Origin of the sequence: Herbiconiux flava (assembly GCF_013409865.1) — a bacterium.
GTDB classification, from domain to species: Bacteria; Actinomycetota; Actinomycetes; order Actinomycetales; family Microbacteriaceae; genus Herbiconiux; species Herbiconiux flava.
On sequence record NZ_JACCBM010000001.1, the window covers coordinates 2,975,377 to 2,990,281 of the forward strand.

A 14,905-nucleotide genomic window follows, 5' to 3' on the forward strand; every position below is an offset into this window, starting at 1 on the left:
CAACATCAACAACTTCGATCACAGTAGCAACACGCCGACGACAATGACAGTCCGGAGGGCAGGGCGGACGTAAGGTTCGGCGCTCGGGCCGGCGCCGGCGCCGGCTGACATGTGCTCAGGCCGCGACGGCGAGGGCGGGCTCGGTGACCACGGCGAGCAGGGCTCCGAACTGGCCGCGCACCGCTCCCGGGTCCTCCGGGTGCCACTGCACTCCGAGCACCGGCGCCTCGCGGTGCGCGATCGCCTCGACGAGCCCGTCGTGGGCGACGGCGGCCACCGCGAGTCCGCTACCGAGCCGGGCCACGGCCTGGTGGTGGGCGCTCTGGGTCGAGACGACCCGGCCGAGCCGGTCGATCAGCGACCCGGCCAGCGGCGTGCCGGCGGTCAGCTCCACGTCATGGGTCGACATCACGCGCTCGATCGGCTCTCCGTCGCGGCGGTGGGCCGAGCCCTCCCCCAGGTCCTGCACAAGGGTGCCGCCGAGCGCGACGTTGATGATCTGGTGGCCGCGGCAGATGCCGAGAAGCGGCGTGCCGCGGTCGACGGCCCGGCGGGCGATGGTGAGCTGCGCCTCGTCGGCGCGCTCGGCGTGCCGGCCCTCGGCGCGGTAGCCGCGGGCGGCGCCGTAGTACTCGGGGGCGATGTCCTCGCCGCCGAGCAGCACCACGGCGTCGGCGCGGTCGGTGCGGGCGAGGGTGTCGACCACGGACGTGTCCTCGGCCGCGACGACTTCGACCGTCCAGCCCGAGGCCTGCGACACGGCGACGGCCCGGCGCATCAGCATCGTCGAGTACGCGTGGTACTCCGGCGCGTGCGGCCGGTGAGCCGTCACGGTGACGATGCTGAGGGTGCGGGCGGTGGTCATGGCTCAATCCTGTCGAGTGGCGGCGGCACGTGCATCCGCTCGTGTCATGCGGCGCAACACAGGGAGTTCGTCGCGGGCACCGCATACGACTGGGTGGGATCGGATGTCACTTGCCGCCGCGCTCCCACCCACCCGGGAGGCTCCCGGGAATCTCTCGGACAGCGCACGGATTCGTAGCGGGCCCGGCCCCCTCCCTCCTAGACTTCACGCAATGAGACAGCCCCTCCCGGCCCGCGCCTCCGCGCGAGCGCCGCACCGCCTCCTCGCCCGGATCGGCGCCTCCGCCGGCGCGATCGCCCTCACCGCGCTCGCCCTCGTCGTGGCTCCGGCCCAGCCCGCCCTGGCCGGCGACCCGGTGTCGCTCGACGGCCGCTACGTGGTCGACGAGGCGGGCGTGCTCGACGGCTCCACCGCCGAGGTGCAGGACGCGATCGACACCCTCGCCACCGAGCAGGGCGTCAACCTCTTCGTCATCTACACCGACAGCTTCGAGAACCCCGCCGACCGCCAGCAGTGGGCCAGCGAGACCGCCCAGCTGAACCAGCTCGGCACCAACGACGTGCTGCTCGCCGTCGCCGTCGACGACCGGCTCTACCAGCTCTCGGTCGACTCCGGCTTCCCGCTCGACGACCAGCAGCTGCAGAGCATCGAGACCGACGACATCGTGCCGCAGCTGCGTGAGGGCGACTGGGCCGGTGCCGCCGTGGCGGCCGCCCAGGGTCTCGACGGCGCGCTCGGCGGCAGCGGATCGGTCGACGGCACCGCCGACAGCGACGGGGCCGGCCTCCTCGGCGGGTTCATCTGGGTGGTCGCGATCCTCGTCGTCCTGCTCGTCGGCGCCGTGGTGATCGCGCTCGTGCTGCGCCGCCGCCGCACGCTCGACAAGGCCGTCACAGCCCAGGCGCAGGCCGCCGGGCCGAGCCAGAAGGAGCTCGACCAGAAGGTCGGCGCCCTGCTCGTCGAGCTCGACGACGCCGTCACCTCCAGCACCGAGGAGCTCGGCTTCGCCGTGGCGCAGTTCGGCGCCGAGGCCACCGCCCCCTTCCAGACCGCGCTCACCGAGGTGAAGGCCGAGCTGTCCCGCGCCTTCACCATCAAGCAGAAGCTCGACGACGCCGAGCCCGACACCGCCGAGGAGCGGCGCGCCTTATCACTCGAGATCATCGACATCTGCGAGAAGGCGGATGCGCGGCTCGACTCCGAGGCCGAGGCCTTCGACGCCCTGCGCGACGTCGAGCGCGACCCCGCACCCGCCCTCGCCGAGGCGCGGAGCGAGCTCACCGACTCCGAGACCGCCCCGGCCGAGGTGCGGGAGCGCCTCGCCGCCCTCGGCGCGAGCTACGACCCCGCCGCGCTCGGCACCGTCGAGGGCAGCGCCGAGCAGATCGAGAAGCTCCGGGCCTTCGCCACCACGCAGCTGACCGAGGCCGAACAGGCGATCGCGGCGGGGCGCACGGGCGAGGCTGCGGTGCAGATCCGAGCCGCGCGCCAGGCCTCGGCGCAGGTGCGCACGCTCGCCCTCGCCGTCCTCACGCTCGAGAAGAACCTCCGCGAGGCCTCCGCCGGGCTCGCCGCCGCGGTCGCCGATGCCGAGTCCGACCTCGCGGCCGCCGCGCAGCTCGAGGCGAGCCGCCCCGGCACCGGCATCGCCGGGCTCTCGGCCGCGGTGGGCGTCGAGCTCGAACGGGCGCGCACCACCGGCGCCCGCGATCCGCTGAACGCCCGGCAGTCCCTCGAGCGTGCCGACGCGCCGCTCGATCAGGCGCTGGCCGCCGAACGCACCGAGCGCGAGCGTCAGGCGCGCATCCTGAGCCAGCGCGACCGGGCCATCAGCTCGGCCGAGAGCCAGGTGGCGTCGACGGCGCAGTTCCTCGAGACGCGCCGCGGCGCGGTGGGGCCGGATGCCCGGACCCGCCTCTCGGAGGCCCAGCGCCACCTCGACCAGGCGCACGCCCTCGCCACGACCGACCCCGAGGGCTCGCTCCGCGAGGCGACCACCGCGGCCGAACTCGCGACCCGCGCGGCCGCGTCGGCCCAGCAGGACGTCTCGTGGGCGCAGTCCGACCAGAGCAGCTGGGGCGGCGGCGGCAGCTGGACGTCCAGCGGCAGCCGGCGCAGCGGCGGTGGCGACGACTTCGGCGGGGCCCTGCTCGGTGGCATCATCGGCAGCATGCTCGGCGGGGGCGGCGGAGGCGGATCCTCGTACCGCGGCGGTTTCGGCGGCGGCTCGTCGCGGCGCGGTGGCTTCGGGGGTGGCGGCTTCGGTGGCGGCAGCCGGCGCTCGAGCGGCGGCAGCTTCGGCGGCGGAGGCCGGCGCGGCGGCGGCGGTCGCTTCTAGCTCGTGCAGTATCAGAATCCATCGGCACCACCAGAAGGAGACAGGATGTCCAAGCAGTCGATTTTCGGACGCATCGCGCAGCTCGCCAAGGCGAACATCAACGCGCTGATCGATCAGGCCGAAGACCCCCAGCTCATGCTCGACCAGCTCGTGCGCGACTACACCACGAACATCGCCGACGCCGAGAGCGCCATCGCCCAGACCATCGGCAACCTGCGCCTGCTCGAGGACGACCACCGCGAAGACGTGGCGGCCGCCTCCGACTGGGGCCGCAAGGCCCTCGCCGCGAGCCAGAAGGCCGACGAGTTCCGCAGCTCGGGCAACACCGTCGACGCCGACAAGTTCGACGCGCTCGCCAAGGTCGCCCTGACCCGCCAGCTGCAGTCCGAGAACGAGGCGAAGGACGCCGAGCCCTCGATCGCCAGCCAGACCGAGTCGGTCGAGAAGCTGAAGTCGGGCCTCACCGCGATGAAGGAGAAGCTCAACCAGCTGAAGTCCAAGCGCGACAACCTCGTCGCCCGGGCCAAGACCGCCGAGGCGCAGGGCCAGGTGCAGGCGGCGCTGAAGAACATCGACGTGCTCGACCCCACCAGCGACCTGGGCCGCTTCGAGGAGAAGATCCGTCGCGAAGAGGCCCGCGTGCGCGGCCAGGAGGAGCTGAACGCCTCCAGCGTCGACGCCCAGTTCGAGAGCCTCGACGACCTCGGCGAGCTGACCGAGGTCGAGGCGCGGCTCGCCGCGCTGAAGGCCGGCTCGGGCAGCGGGTCGCGCGCCGTCACGAGCGGCGAGTAGGCACGGCGATCGCGGTGAGCACGCGGGCTGGGTGGCGGTCATGAGCGCGACCTTCGTGGTCGTGCCGAGCTGGCAGGGCTCCGGCTCGAGCCGGGCCATGCGGCTGATCGACGGCGCGGAGGCGGTGCGCGGCGATCTGCCCGCCGCCGCCACCCGCGTCGTCGAGGTGCCGCAGGGCGCGGGCGAGTCGCTCGACACCGGCGTACAGCGCTTCTCGTCGATCGCCGCGATCGCCCAGGCCACCGAGGCCGTGCTCGCCGATGCGCCTGGAACGCCGATCCTCGTCGGCGGCGACTGCGGCGTGGAGTTCGCCGGCATCCGTCACGCCGCGGCGGTCGCCGCCCGGAGGTCACCCGACGCCCGGCTCGCCGTGGTCTGGTTCGACGCGCACGCCGACCTCAACACCCCGCAGAGCTCGCCGTCGGGCGCGTTCCACGGCATGGTGCTGCGCGCGCTCCTCGGGGGCGGCCCGGCCGAGCTCTCCGACCCGTCCGGCACGGGCGCCGTCGCAGCGGTGCTCGAATCCGCGCAGGTAGTGCTCGCGGGGGCCCGCGCCCTCGACGACGCCGAGGCGGACTACGTGGCCGAGGCGGGCATCCGGATGCTCGGGCCCACCGAGCTCGCCGACCCCGCCGCGCTCGTCGAGACCCTCGTGGCCTCCGGTGCCACCGAGGTGTACCTGCACGTCGACCTCGATGTGATCGACCCGGGCGAGATCGGGGGCGTGCAGTTCCCGGAGCCGTTCGGACTGCCCGTCGCGGAGCTCGTGGCGGCCATCCGGGCGGTGCGCGAGCGGTTCCCGCTCACGGGCGCCGGGATCACCGAGTTCGCGCCCTCGACCCCGGAGGCGGCGGTCGACGACCTGCCGGCCATCCTCCGCATCGTCTCGGCGCTGGTGCGCTGAGCCGCATCGGCGCAGGCACCATCCCGCCGCACCCTCCGCCCCCACCCTCCGCGCCATACCCGAACCACGAACCGCACGACCCGAGAAGCACCAGGAGCAGCTGTGACCCAGGAATACGACCTCATCGTCATCGGAGCCGGCGCCGTCGGCGAGAACGTCGCCGACCGCGCCGCCCGGGGCGGCCTCTCGGTCGCCCTCGTCGAGGCCGAGCTGGTCGGCGGCGAGTGCTCCTACTGGGCCTGCATGCCGTCAAAGGCCCTGCTGCGCGCCGGCGAGGTCGTGCGCGCCGCCCGGGCCGTCGGCGGAGCGAAGGAGGCCGTGACCGGCGAGGTCGACGCCGCCGCCGTACTGGCCCGGCGCAACTCGTTCACGAGCGACTGGAACGACAGCGGTCAGGTCGACTGGGTGAAGGGCGCCGGCATCGACCTGGTGCGCGGTCACGCCGTCTTCACCGGTGTCAAGACGCTCACCGTGACGGCCGGCGACGGCAGCACCACCGAGCTGCGCGCCCGTCATGCCGTGACGGTCTCGACCGGCTCGGTCGCGCTGCTGCCCGACATCCCCGGGCTCGCGGAGGCCGCGCCGTGGACGAGCCGCGAGGCCACCAGCGCCCAGACGATCCCGCCCCGCCTCGCGATCGTCGGCGGCGGCGTGGTCACGGTCGAGATGGCCACGGCCTACGCGACACTCGGCTCGACCGTCACCCTCGTCGCCCGCAGCGGCCTGCTGGCCAACCAGGAGCCCTTCGCGGGCGAGCTGGTGGCGGATGCGCTGAAGGAGCTCGGCGTCGACCTCCGTCTCGGCGACTCCCCCGAGCGCATCGAGCGCGACGAGGACGGCGTCGTCCGCACAACGCTCTCCGACGGCAGCACGATCGAGTCGGAGGAGATCCTGATCGCGACCGGGCGACTGCCCCGCACCGGTGACCTCGGTCTCGAGACGATCGGGCTCACCCCCGACGAGTGGCTCGACGTCGACGACACGATGCTCGTGCTCGGCGCCGACGGCTCGCCCCTCGAGGGTGAGTGGCTCTACGCCACCGGCGACGTGAACCACCGGGCACTGCTGACCCACCAGGGCAAGTACCAGGCCCGCGCCGCCGGCGACGTGATCGTCGCGCGTGCGAAGGGCGAGACCGTCGACGACGCCCCCTGGGGCCGGCACGTCGCCACCGCCGACCACCGCGCGGTGCCGCAGGTGACCTTCACCGATCCGGCGGTCGCCTCGATCGGGCTCACCGCGAAGGCCGCCGAGGAGGCGGGCCTCGCCACGACCGTCGTCGACTACGAGATCGGCAGCGTCGCGGGCGCCGCGGTGCACACCGACGGCTACAAGGGCACCGCGCGCATCGTCGTCGACGACGACCGCCAGGTGATCGTCGGCGCCACCTTCGTGGGCCCCGACGTGCAGGAGCTGCTGCACTCGGCGACCGTCGCGGTCGTCGGTGAGGTGCCGCTGAAGCGGCTCTGGCACGCGGTTCCCTCGTACCCGACGATCAGCGAGGTCTGGCTGCGTCTGCTCGAGGGCTACGGACGGAAGAGCGCATGACGACGCGCGAGAGCGCCCCGGGGCCCGCCACGCCCGCCCCCGGTGGGCCGCTCATGGAGCGCGTGCGGAGCATCCTGTACTACCCGCCGCTCGCCCGGGCCGGCTACCTCTACGCCACCGCGGTCGCCGCGACCTACGGCACCGTGCTCGGCACCGGGCGCGTGCGCCGGGTCGAGGACGGCCTGATCGTCTGCACCGGGCTGCCGAAGTGGGCCTTCAAGCGCGGCGGAACCTGCGTCGGCGGCGTCTACCTCACCGACCGCAACGACGCCCCGCACGTGCTGCGGCACGAGGCGGTGCACCGCCACCAGTGGAAGAAGTACGGTCTGATGTTCCCGCTGCTCTACGCGCTGGCCGGCAGCGACCCGCTGCACAACCACTTCGAGATCGAAGCCGGCCTCGAAGACGGCAACTACCTGCCCCGCCCCAAGAAGGGCTGAGGAGAAGGGCTCAGCAGAACGGCTAAACCGCGAGGTGCTCGGCCGGCACGGCCTGGCCGAGCCAGACGCAGATCTCGTCGCCGTCGAGCTCGAGTTCGCCCGTCGACATCTCGCCGATCCACGCGGTGACCGCGCGGCCGAGGGCCTGACCGGGAGCGCAGGCGAGACCCGTGCCCATGGCACCGCTGCGCACGTCGCGCGGCAGCCAGGTGACGGTGACGCGCTCGGGCGTCGCGATCGGGTCGATCTCGGCGGCGGTGGGCACCTCCACGAAGACCTGCCCGCGGGCGCGGTGGCCGAGGGTGGCGACGAGGGCCCGGAGGGCGTCGAGGTCGGCCTCGGTTCCGGCGAGGAGCACGCGGCCGGAGGCACGGGAGACGAGGGTGGCGTCAGAGGCGATCGAGTACATGTCCTGATGAGTATAGGCATGCCTTACTTAGGATTGCCACACCTACGGCGATCCTTCAGGATGCGGGTGCCGGAGCACCCCGCTACCACTGGGGCGGATGGATCCGACCCCAGCGCAGCCGGCGCTCGAGCTGCGCTCCGAGGGCCAGCAGCGTCGCCTCTCCCCCGGGCCGGCCGATCAGCTGCGCCCCCATCGGGATGCCGCCCTCCGTGCGGTGCACGGGCAGTGTGATCGCCGGCAGCCCCGCCACGTTCACGTAGGAGGTGAAGGGCGCGTACTCGACCTGCTGCGCGAAGTTGCGCTCCCCCTCCTCCCGGTCGTACCAGCCGACCGGCCGGGGCGTGAGCGCGAGCGTCGGCGTGAGCACCGCGTCGAAGCGGTCGAACTGGCGCACGATCGAGCGCTCGAAGCGCGAAAGCGTGGCCAGGGCCGCCACGAGCTCCGACGCGGGCAGGGCGCGCCCGCGATGCATCAGCCAGCGCGTGAGCGGTTCGAGCAGGTGCTCCGTGCTGTCGTCGGCCGGCAGGGTCGAGGCCCCGGCCTGCCAGATCGTGCGGAACGCGGGCCCGTACTCCGGGGCCGGTTCGAGCGCGAACTCCTCGACGCCGTGGCCGAGCGAGGCCAGCGTGTCGCGGGCGACGGCGAGAGCATCCGTCGCCGCCGGATCGAGCCGGATCTCCTGCACGAGCTCCCAGGGGGTGCTCGTCGTCACGCCGATGCTGAAGCGGCCCTCGCCCCGCACGGCGGCGCCGAGGAACAGGCCGTCGTCGTAGGCCGGTGGGCGCAGCGTGTGGGTGTGGCGGATGCGGTCGCCGGTGCGGGCGATCATGCCGTCCAGGAGCAGGGCGGCGTCGACCACGGTGCGGGCGATCGGACCGGCGACCGGCAGCCCGGCCAGCGAGTCCTGCCCCGAGCCCGCGGGCACGAGGCCGCGAGAGGGCTTCAGCCCGACCAGCCCGCAGGCCGCCGCCGGGATGCGGATCGAGCCGCCGCCGTCGGAGCCCGGCGCGAACGGCAGCAGGCCGGCCGCGACCGCGACGGCCGCTCCCCCGCTCGATCCGCCCGCGCCGAGCGCCAGGTCGTAGGGATCGCGGGCGGGCGGCGCCACGCTGCTCTCGGTGTAGCCCGTCAGCCCGAACTCGGGCGTCGCGGTCTTGCCGAGGCTCACCGTGCCGGCGGCGTCGAGCTGCAGGGCGAGCTCGTCCGATTCCTCGGGCACGAACTGCTCGAACAGGCGCGAGCCGAAGGTCGTGCGCACACCGGCGCGGCGCACCAGATCCTTGTCGGCCACGGCGAGCCCCCAGAGCAGCGCGGTGCGGTCGTCGGAGGAGTCGAGCATCCGGGCCCGCTCGCGCGCAGCCTCGACCGTGACGGTATGGAAGGCGCCGAGCGACGGGTTCAGGCGCTCGATGCGCTCGAGGTAGTGGTCGACGGCCTCGAGCACCCCGAGCTCGCGGCGCTGCAGCAGCCGGTACTGCTGCAGTGCGCCGAGCTCATGGATCTGCGTGGGCAAGACTTCCCCTACTTCAGCGACTTCTGCAGCAGCACGGTGCCGAGCCAGTGCTCGAATTTGAAGCCGACCCGGCCGAGCCGCCCGACCTCCTTGAAGCCGAAGCGCTCGTGCAGCGCGATCGACGCCTCGGCGCCCTGGTCGGCGATGACCGCGAGCATCTCCTTGATGCCGGCCTTCTTCGAGCGGTCGATCAGCTCACCGAGCAGCACCTTCCCGAGGCCCTTACCGGTGGCGGCCGGCCCCAGGTAGATCGAGTCCTCGACCGTGCGGCGGTAGGCCGCCTTCTGCTTCCAGGCCGAGACGTAGGCGAAGCCGAGCAGGGTGCCGCTGGGTGAGACCGCCACGATGAAGGGGTAGTTCGCCTTCTGCGTCCAGGCGAACTTGTGCCGCCACTCCTTCAGGGTCATCGCGTCCTCGTCGAAGGTCACGACCGTGTTGGCGACGTAGTGGTTGTAGATCTCGCGGATGTACGGCAGATCGCCGGCCACCGCATCCCGCAGCTCGTACTCGAACGGCACCTCGAGCGGGGGCTTCTCGGTGGGGGCGGGGCGCAGCGCGCGGGGCAGCTGACGGCGCGGCTGGTACTCCTCTTCCAACATGCGTTCAGCCTACCGAGCGCCGGATGCGGAGCGGGTCAGCGCACCGTCCAGTCGACGGGCACGGCGCCCTGCTGCTCGAGCAGCGCGTTCACCCGGCTGAACGGCTTCGAGCCGAAGAAGCCGCGCGAGGCCGACAGGGGGCTCGGATGCGCGGACGAGACCACGGGCACGCCCTCGAGCATCGGCTCCAGCCGCGCCGCGTCCTTGCCCCAGAGCACGGCGACGAGCGGCGTGCCCCGCTCGGCCAGCACCCGGATGGCGTGCTCGGTCACCTCTTCCCACCCCTTGCCGCGGTGCGACGCGGGCTCCCCCGGCCGCACGGTCAGCACGCGGTTCAGCAGCATCACGCCGGCCTCGCCCCACGAGGAGAGGTCGCCGTGCTCGGCGGGCCGCAGCCCGAGGTCGTCGTCGAGCTCGCGGTAGATGTTCGCGAGGCTCCGGGGCACGGGGCGCACGTGGCGCTCGACGGCGAAGGAGAGCCCGATCGGATGCCCGGGCGTCGGGTACGGGTCCTGCCCCACGATGAGCACCCGCACCCCGGCGAGCGGCGCGCGGAAGGCCCGCAGCACGTCGTCGCCGGCCGGGAGGTAGGGCCGCCCGGCCGCCACCTCGGCGCGCAGGAAGTCGCCCATGGCGGCGATCCTCGGTGCGACGGGCGCGAGGGCCTCGGCCCAGCCCGCGTCGATCAACCCGTGCTCGGCCAGCTCGCCGAGTGACTGCCCCGTGGCGCTCACGCCCGGTCGGCGCCGGCCGTCGAGACGCGCACGCTGCCCGAGTCGGGCGTGACCTTCCAGACGCTGCCACGGCCGACGACCCACAGGGGGCCCTCGCCGATGACCAGTCCGGTGTGCTCGTCGATCGCCACGCCGCCGTCGACCAGGCCCGCCTCGGTCGCGGCGATCAGGCGCGAGACCGAGCCCCACTGGGCGGCGTGCACGTCGACCGCGAGATCGATCAGGCCGAGGCCCTCGGCGACGGTGAGCTGCTCGAGGTCTTCGGACGCCTCTTCGGCGCCGATCTCGACCTCGTCGATCTTCCAGCCGCCCACGATCGCGCGCTCGGCGACAATCGCGGCACCGGCCGAGAAGCCGAGGTAGGGCACGCCGGAGGCGACGAGGCGCCGCAGCTCGAGGAAGGAGGGCTCGAGCGACTGGCGGTAGGCGGGGGTGAGGCCGCCCCAGACGACGATTCCGTCGACGTCGGCGAAGGCCGCCGGCGCGATCGGCGCGTTCTCAGGAGCCAGCACGGCCACCGGCTCGATCTTGCCGAGCAGCTCGAAGGCGGACACGAGCTCGGCGTACTTCTCGGGGGCGTCGCCGTCGCGCACCAGCACGATCGCGAGCCGGGCGCCCTCGAGCTTGCCGGCGGCCTCGGCGTGCGCCGCGAGCTCGTCGAAGAAGGGGCGGTAGACCGCGCCCTCGTCCTCGACCGGCCAGCCGCCGCCGATCAGGTGGATGCTCACGCCTCGAGCGACCGCTCGTCGCCCACCGGAGGGTGTGCCGACCAGGGGAACACGATCCAGCGGTCGGTCGTCTTCCAGTGGAAGTCGGGGGCGATCACGGAGCGCGGCTTGATGTACAGGGTGGCCGACTTCACGGTGATGTCGACCTTCTCGAGCAGCTCCACCACGAGGGCCAGGGTGCGGCCCGAGTCGGCGACGTCGTCGACGAGCAGCACGTTCTTGCCGATCAGCGGCTCGTTGTCGAGCAGCGGCGGCAGGATGATCGGCTCGGGCAGCGTCTCCTCGACGTCGGAGTAGAACTCGACGTTCAGGCTGCCGCAGCTCTTCACGCCGAGCGCGTAGGCGAGGGCGCCGCCGGGGATCAGCCCGCCGCGGGCGATGGCGATCACGAAGTCGGGCTCGAAGCCGCTCTCGACGATGTCGCGGGCGAGCGAGCGGGATGCGTCACCGAACTCGAGCCAGCCGAGCACCTCGCGCTCGGAAGCGGCCGGGGCCTCCTCGGCGGCCGGGGCGGCCGGGACGGCCACCGATTCGTCGAGGGTCACGTCGTCTGAGGCCGAATTCATGGAGGCAACGCTATCGGTAATCCGCCCACCGGGACGACCCGGCCGCTAGCATCCGTTCATGACCAGCGCCGTCACTCCCGCCGCCCCCTCCGCCCGCGGCGTGCTGGGCGTCTCGGCCTCGCTGATCGGCTTCCTGTTCGCGGTCGAGCTGACCAGCGGCATCCTGCAGGGCTACTACGTGCCGCTGATCTCAGACCTGGTGCAGCATCTCGGCATCCGCGACGCCGACTTCAACTGGTTCGAGGCGGCGCAGCTGCTGCTGTCGGCCCTCGTGGTGCCGGTGCTGGCGAAGCTCGGCGACATGACGGGCCACAAGCGGATGCTGCTGGTCGCGACCGTGGTGACGGCCGGCGCCAGCTGGTGGCTCGTCGTCGCGAACGACTTCACGAGCTTCCTCGTCGCCTGGGCGCTGCAGGGCTTCTACGTGGTGTGGCTGCCGCTCGAGGTGGCGCTGATCTTCGACCGCGGACGCCGCTCCGGCCGGGCGGCCTCGCAGACCCGCCGGGCCGCCGGCCTCCTCGTGGTCGCCCTCGAGACCGGTGCCATCGTCGGTGCGCTGGCGGGCGGCGTCGTGTTCACCGCCCTCGGAGGCGACGTCGGCCTGACCCTGACGATCCCGGCGATCGCGGTGACCCTGGTGTTCTTCGTCATCCTGTTCGGGGTGCCCGAGTCGACGCCGGAGCCCGGGAAGCGCACCCTCGACGTGGTGGGCTTCACCCTGCTCACGATCGGGCTGCTGCTGATCACGAGTGGACTGACCTTCCTCCGGGTGAACGGGCCGGGAACCTGGTGGGTGTGGGTGCTGATGCTCGTGGGGGTGCTGGCGTTCATCCCGTTCGGGCGCTGGGAGCTGCGGCAGAGGGATCCGGCGATCGACCTGCGGGTGCTCCGCCAGCCGTCGATGTGGCCCGTGCAGCTCACCGCCGGACTCGTGGGCATCAGCCTGCTGGGCGCCCAGGCGCCGCTCAGCACCTTCGCCGGCACCGATCCGGCGAACGGCTACGGTCTGGGGCTCGCCGCGACGAGCCGCTCGATCCTGATCGGCGCCTACCTGCTCTCGATGATCGTCGGCGCGCTGCTGTTCCCGCTGGTGTCGAGGCGGTCGAGCCCCCGGGTCGCGCTGATCGCGGCGACGTTCCTGGTGGCCATCGCCTATGCCCTGTTCCTTCCGTTCCACCAGGAGACCTGGCAGGTGGTGACGAACATGGTGATCGCCGGGCTCGGCTCGGGCGCGCTCGTGGGGGCCCTGCCCGCCGCGGCCGCCGCCGCCGCACCCGCCGGGCAGACGGGGATCGCGGCCGGGCTGACGAACACGACCAAGACGATCGGCGGATCGTTCGCCTCGGCCGTGTTCGCGGTGGTGCTGTTCCACGGGGCGTCGACCGCGGTGGGGGCCACCGCGTCCAGCCTGTCGGGCTACCTCGTGGTCTGGGCGATCTGCGCCGGTGGGGCGCTGGCGGCCGCGGTGCTGCTGTTCTTCGTGCCGAAGCTCGCGTTCGCCGATCCGGCTCCGGATGCGCGGCCGGCGCCGTCCCCGGTCAGCTCTCCGTGAGCCTCAGCTCTCCTTGACCTTCAGCTCGCCGCGCGCGATCTTGTGCACCGCCGACTGGGCGACCGGCTTCACGATCACGAGGTCGAGGCTGACGTGCGCGGGCATCCCGAGCATCATCGCAATGGTCGCCGCCACGTCGTCCGCGCTCAGCGGGTCGGGAACGTTGTCGTAGACCGAGTCGGCCCGCTCCTGGTCGCCGCGGAAACGGTTCAGCGAGAACTCCTCGGTCTTCACCATGCCGGGCGCGACCTCGAGCACGCGGATCGGCTCCCCGCTGAGCTCCAGCCGCAGCACGTCGACCATCGAGTGCACCGCGAACTTGGAGGCGTTGTACCCGCCACCGCCCTCGTAGGAGAAGTGGCCGGCGGTCGAGGAGACCATCAGGACGTCGGCGGAGCCGCCCGGCTCGACGGATGCCCGCAGGAGCGGCAGCAGAGCGGCCGTGACACGCTTGACCGCGAGCACGTTGATCTCGAACATCCATCGCCAGTCGTCGGCGTCGCTCTTCTCGACGCTGTCGAGGCCCATGGCGCCGCCGGCGTTGTTCACGAGCGCGTTCACGCCCCCGGTCGCGGCGAGGAAGTCCCGCAGGGCGTCGACGTCGGCGGCCCGCGTCAGGTCGGCGACGAACACCTCGCAGCCGGTCTCGACCGCCAGCTCCTCGAGCCGGTCGGCCCGGCGGGCCACGCCCACGACGCTCCAGCCGTCCCGACGCAGCCGGCGCACCGTCGCCGCCCCGATGCCCGAACTCGCCCCTGTCACTACCGCGCGCTTCATCAGCGAACCTCTCCGACCGGGACCGCCCCGGTCCCTTCCGTGCCTACAAAGGTAGTGTGAAGAGGGTGACTCTTCCTGCCACCCCTGCTGAGCGGGCCCCCTCCCGGCCCAAGCGCGAGCCGCTCTGGGACAACGCCCGCTTCGTCGCGATCCTGCTGGTGGTCACCGGTCACGCGATCCTCAAGCTGATCGCCGAGTCGGATACGGCCTACGGCGTCTACCTCTTCATCTACGCCTTCCACGTGCCCGTCTTCGTGGCCGTGGCCGGCTATTTCGCCAAGTCGGATGCTCCGGGCCCGAAGCAGCTGCGCCGCATCGTCACCGACCTCGTGCTGCCGTACCTGATCTTCGAGACCATCTGGTCGGTCGTCCACTCGATCATCTCCGGCTCGCTCTCGTTCGACTACGCCGTGCCCTCGTGGACGCTGTGGTTCCTGCTGGCACTGATCATCTGGCGCGTCTCGTTGCCCTATCTCGCGCTGCTGAAGCATCCGCTGCTGATCGCGATCGCCATCTCGGTGGCCTCGGGCTACCTGCCGGGCATCGGCGGCGTCTTCGCGCTCGATCGCACCCTCACGCTGCTGCCCTTCTTCGTGCTGGGCTGGCGGCTGCGGCAGCTGCCGCTGACCGCGATCTGGCTGCGGGCGTCCGTCGGCACCGTGCGGCTGGTGCGGGCGGGGGCGATCCTCGTCTTCGCCGTGCTGGCGCTGGTGATCGCACTGAACGTGCCGCTCCTCCGCGAGATCAAGCTGCGGCGCTTCCTGCTGTTCGAGGAGGCCTACCCCGCCTTCGGCTACGACGAGTGGTGGGCCGGGGCCGTGCGGCTCGGCGTGATCGCGCTGGCGGGCATCCTGGTCTTCGCCTTCCTCGTGCTGATGCCCCGCAGTGCCACCTGGTTCTCGCCGCTCGGCCAGGCGACCATGTACGTGTACCTGCTGCACTCGTTCGTGCTCTACCCCATCCGCGAGTCGGGTGTGCTGAGCGGGCCGCAGAACGACCTGCTGCTGGTCGGGATGATCGTGTTCAGTGTGCTCCTCACCCTCCTGCTGGCCTCGAAGCCCGTGCGCCGGGTCACCCGGCCGCTCGTCGAGCCGCGGGCACGCTGGCTGTTCGTTACGCCCCGCGTCGCGCGCGATTGAT

General features: G+C 72.5%; 15 protein-coding genes. 7 read left to right on the forward strand and 8 right to left on the reverse strand.

The genetic code is table 11. The annotated features are described in order from the left end of the window. Window positions 1–115: 115 nt before the first annotated feature. On the reverse strand, window positions 116–865 hold the full coding sequence (locus tag BJ984_RS14245; RefSeq protein WP_179548560.1) for a gamma-glutamyl-gamma-aminobutyrate hydrolase family protein: 750 nt from the start codon (window positions 863–865) through the stop codon (window positions 116–118). Between the two features lie 211 nt (window positions 866–1,076). On the opposite strand from BJ984_RS14245, the gene BJ984_RS14250 reads away from it, so the two are divergent. The 5 genes from BJ984_RS14250 to BJ984_RS14270 all read left to right on the forward strand — a co-directional run bounded on the left by BJ984_RS14250 (window position 1,077) and on the right by BJ984_RS14270 (window position 6,887). After that, the gene (locus BJ984_RS14250; RefSeq protein ID WP_179548561.1) at window positions 1,077–3,203 is read left to right on the forward strand and encodes a TPM domain-containing protein; all 2,127 of its coding nucleotides are present in this window, start codon (window positions 1,077–1,079) and stop codon (window positions 3,201–3,203) included. 45 nt (window positions 3,204–3,248) lie between these two features. Then, a complete protein-coding gene (locus BJ984_RS14255; protein WP_179548562.1) occupies window positions 3,249–3,995 on the forward strand; it encodes a PspA/IM30 family protein in 747 nt (248 codons plus the stop codon). 40 nt (window positions 3,996–4,035) lie between these two features. Beyond that, window positions 4,036–4,899, forward strand: a complete 864-nt coding sequence (locus BJ984_RS14260; protein WP_179548563.1) for an arginase family protein — start codon at window positions 4,036–4,038, stop codon at window positions 4,897–4,899. A 102-nt stretch (window positions 4,900–5,001) separates the two neighbouring features. After that, window positions 5,002–6,447 (forward strand): dihydrolipoyl dehydrogenase family protein, encoded by a 1,446-nt coding sequence (locus BJ984_RS14265; protein WP_179548564.1) that lies wholly within the window; start codon window positions 5,002–5,004, stop codon window positions 6,445–6,447. A gap of 53 nt (window positions 6,448–6,500) precedes the next feature. Next, window positions 6,501–6,887 carry a Fe-S oxidoreductase gene (locus BJ984_RS14270; RefSeq protein WP_179549477.1) on the forward strand — a complete coding sequence of 129 codons (387 nt, stop codon included), beginning with the start codon at window positions 6,501–6,503 and terminating at the stop codon, window positions 6,885–6,887. A gap of 22 nt (window positions 6,888–6,909) precedes the next feature. Here BJ984_RS14270 and BJ984_RS14275 read toward each other — a convergent pair whose 3' ends face one another. The 6 genes from BJ984_RS14275 to BJ984_RS14300 all read right to left on the reverse strand — a co-directional run bounded on the left by BJ984_RS14275 (window position 6,910) and on the right by BJ984_RS14300 (window position 11,436). Then, entirely contained in the window at window positions 6,910–7,296 is a 387-nt protein-coding gene (locus BJ984_RS14275) for an SIP domain-containing protein (RefSeq protein ID WP_173181222.1), read from the reverse strand. Window positions 7,297–7,378: 82 nt separating this feature from the next. Further along, window positions 7,379–8,809 carry an amidase gene (locus tag BJ984_RS14280; RefSeq protein WP_218870082.1) on the reverse strand — a complete coding sequence of 477 codons (1,431 nt, stop codon included), beginning with the start codon at window positions 8,807–8,809 and terminating at the stop codon, window positions 7,379–7,381. Window positions 8,810–8,817: 8 nt separating this feature from the next. Further along, window positions 8,818–9,408 (reverse strand): GNAT family N-acetyltransferase, encoded by a 591-nt coding sequence (locus BJ984_RS14285; RefSeq protein ID WP_179548565.1) that lies wholly within the window; start codon window positions 9,406–9,408, stop codon window positions 8,818–8,820. Window positions 9,409–9,443: 35 nt separating this feature from the next. Beyond that, window positions 9,444–10,142, reverse strand: coding sequence for a uracil-DNA glycosylase (locus BJ984_RS14290; protein ID WP_179548566.1), 699 nt, complete (start codon window positions 10,140–10,142; stop codon window positions 9,444–9,446). Next, on the reverse strand, window positions 10,139–10,870 hold the full coding sequence (locus BJ984_RS14295) for a type 1 glutamine amidotransferase family protein (protein ID WP_179548567.1): 732 nt from the start codon (window positions 10,868–10,870) through the stop codon (window positions 10,139–10,141). The genes BJ984_RS14290 and BJ984_RS14295 overlap by 4 nt, the downstream gene beginning before the upstream one ends. Next, complete coding sequence (locus tag BJ984_RS14300) at window positions 10,867–11,436, reverse strand: phosphoribosyltransferase (RefSeq protein WP_179548568.1); 570 nt, start codon at window positions 11,434–11,436, stop codon at window positions 10,867–10,869. The genes BJ984_RS14295 and BJ984_RS14300 overlap by 4 nt, the downstream gene beginning before the upstream one ends. 58 nt (window positions 11,437–11,494) lie before the next feature. Between BJ984_RS14300 and BJ984_RS14305 the strand changes: the two genes are divergently transcribed. Continuing rightward, window positions 11,495–12,988 carry an MFS transporter gene (locus tag BJ984_RS14305; RefSeq protein WP_179548569.1) on the forward strand — a complete coding sequence of 498 codons (1,494 nt, stop codon included), beginning with the start codon at window positions 11,495–11,497 and terminating at the stop codon, window positions 12,986–12,988. A gap of 3 nt (window positions 12,989–12,991) precedes the next feature. Here BJ984_RS14305 and BJ984_RS14310 read toward each other — a convergent pair whose 3' ends face one another. Beyond that, window positions 12,992–13,765 (reverse strand): SDR family oxidoreductase, encoded by a 774-nt coding sequence (locus BJ984_RS14310; RefSeq protein WP_179548570.1) that lies wholly within the window; start codon window positions 13,763–13,765, stop codon window positions 12,992–12,994. Between the two features lie 65 nt (window positions 13,766–13,830). Here BJ984_RS14310 and BJ984_RS14315 point away from each other — a divergent pair, with 65 nt between their 5' ends. Continuing rightward, on the forward strand, window positions 13,831–14,904 hold the full coding sequence (locus BJ984_RS14315) for an acyltransferase family protein (RefSeq protein WP_179548571.1): 1,074 nt from the start codon (window positions 13,831–13,833) through the stop codon (window positions 14,902–14,904). Window position 14,905 lies beyond the last annotated feature (1 nt).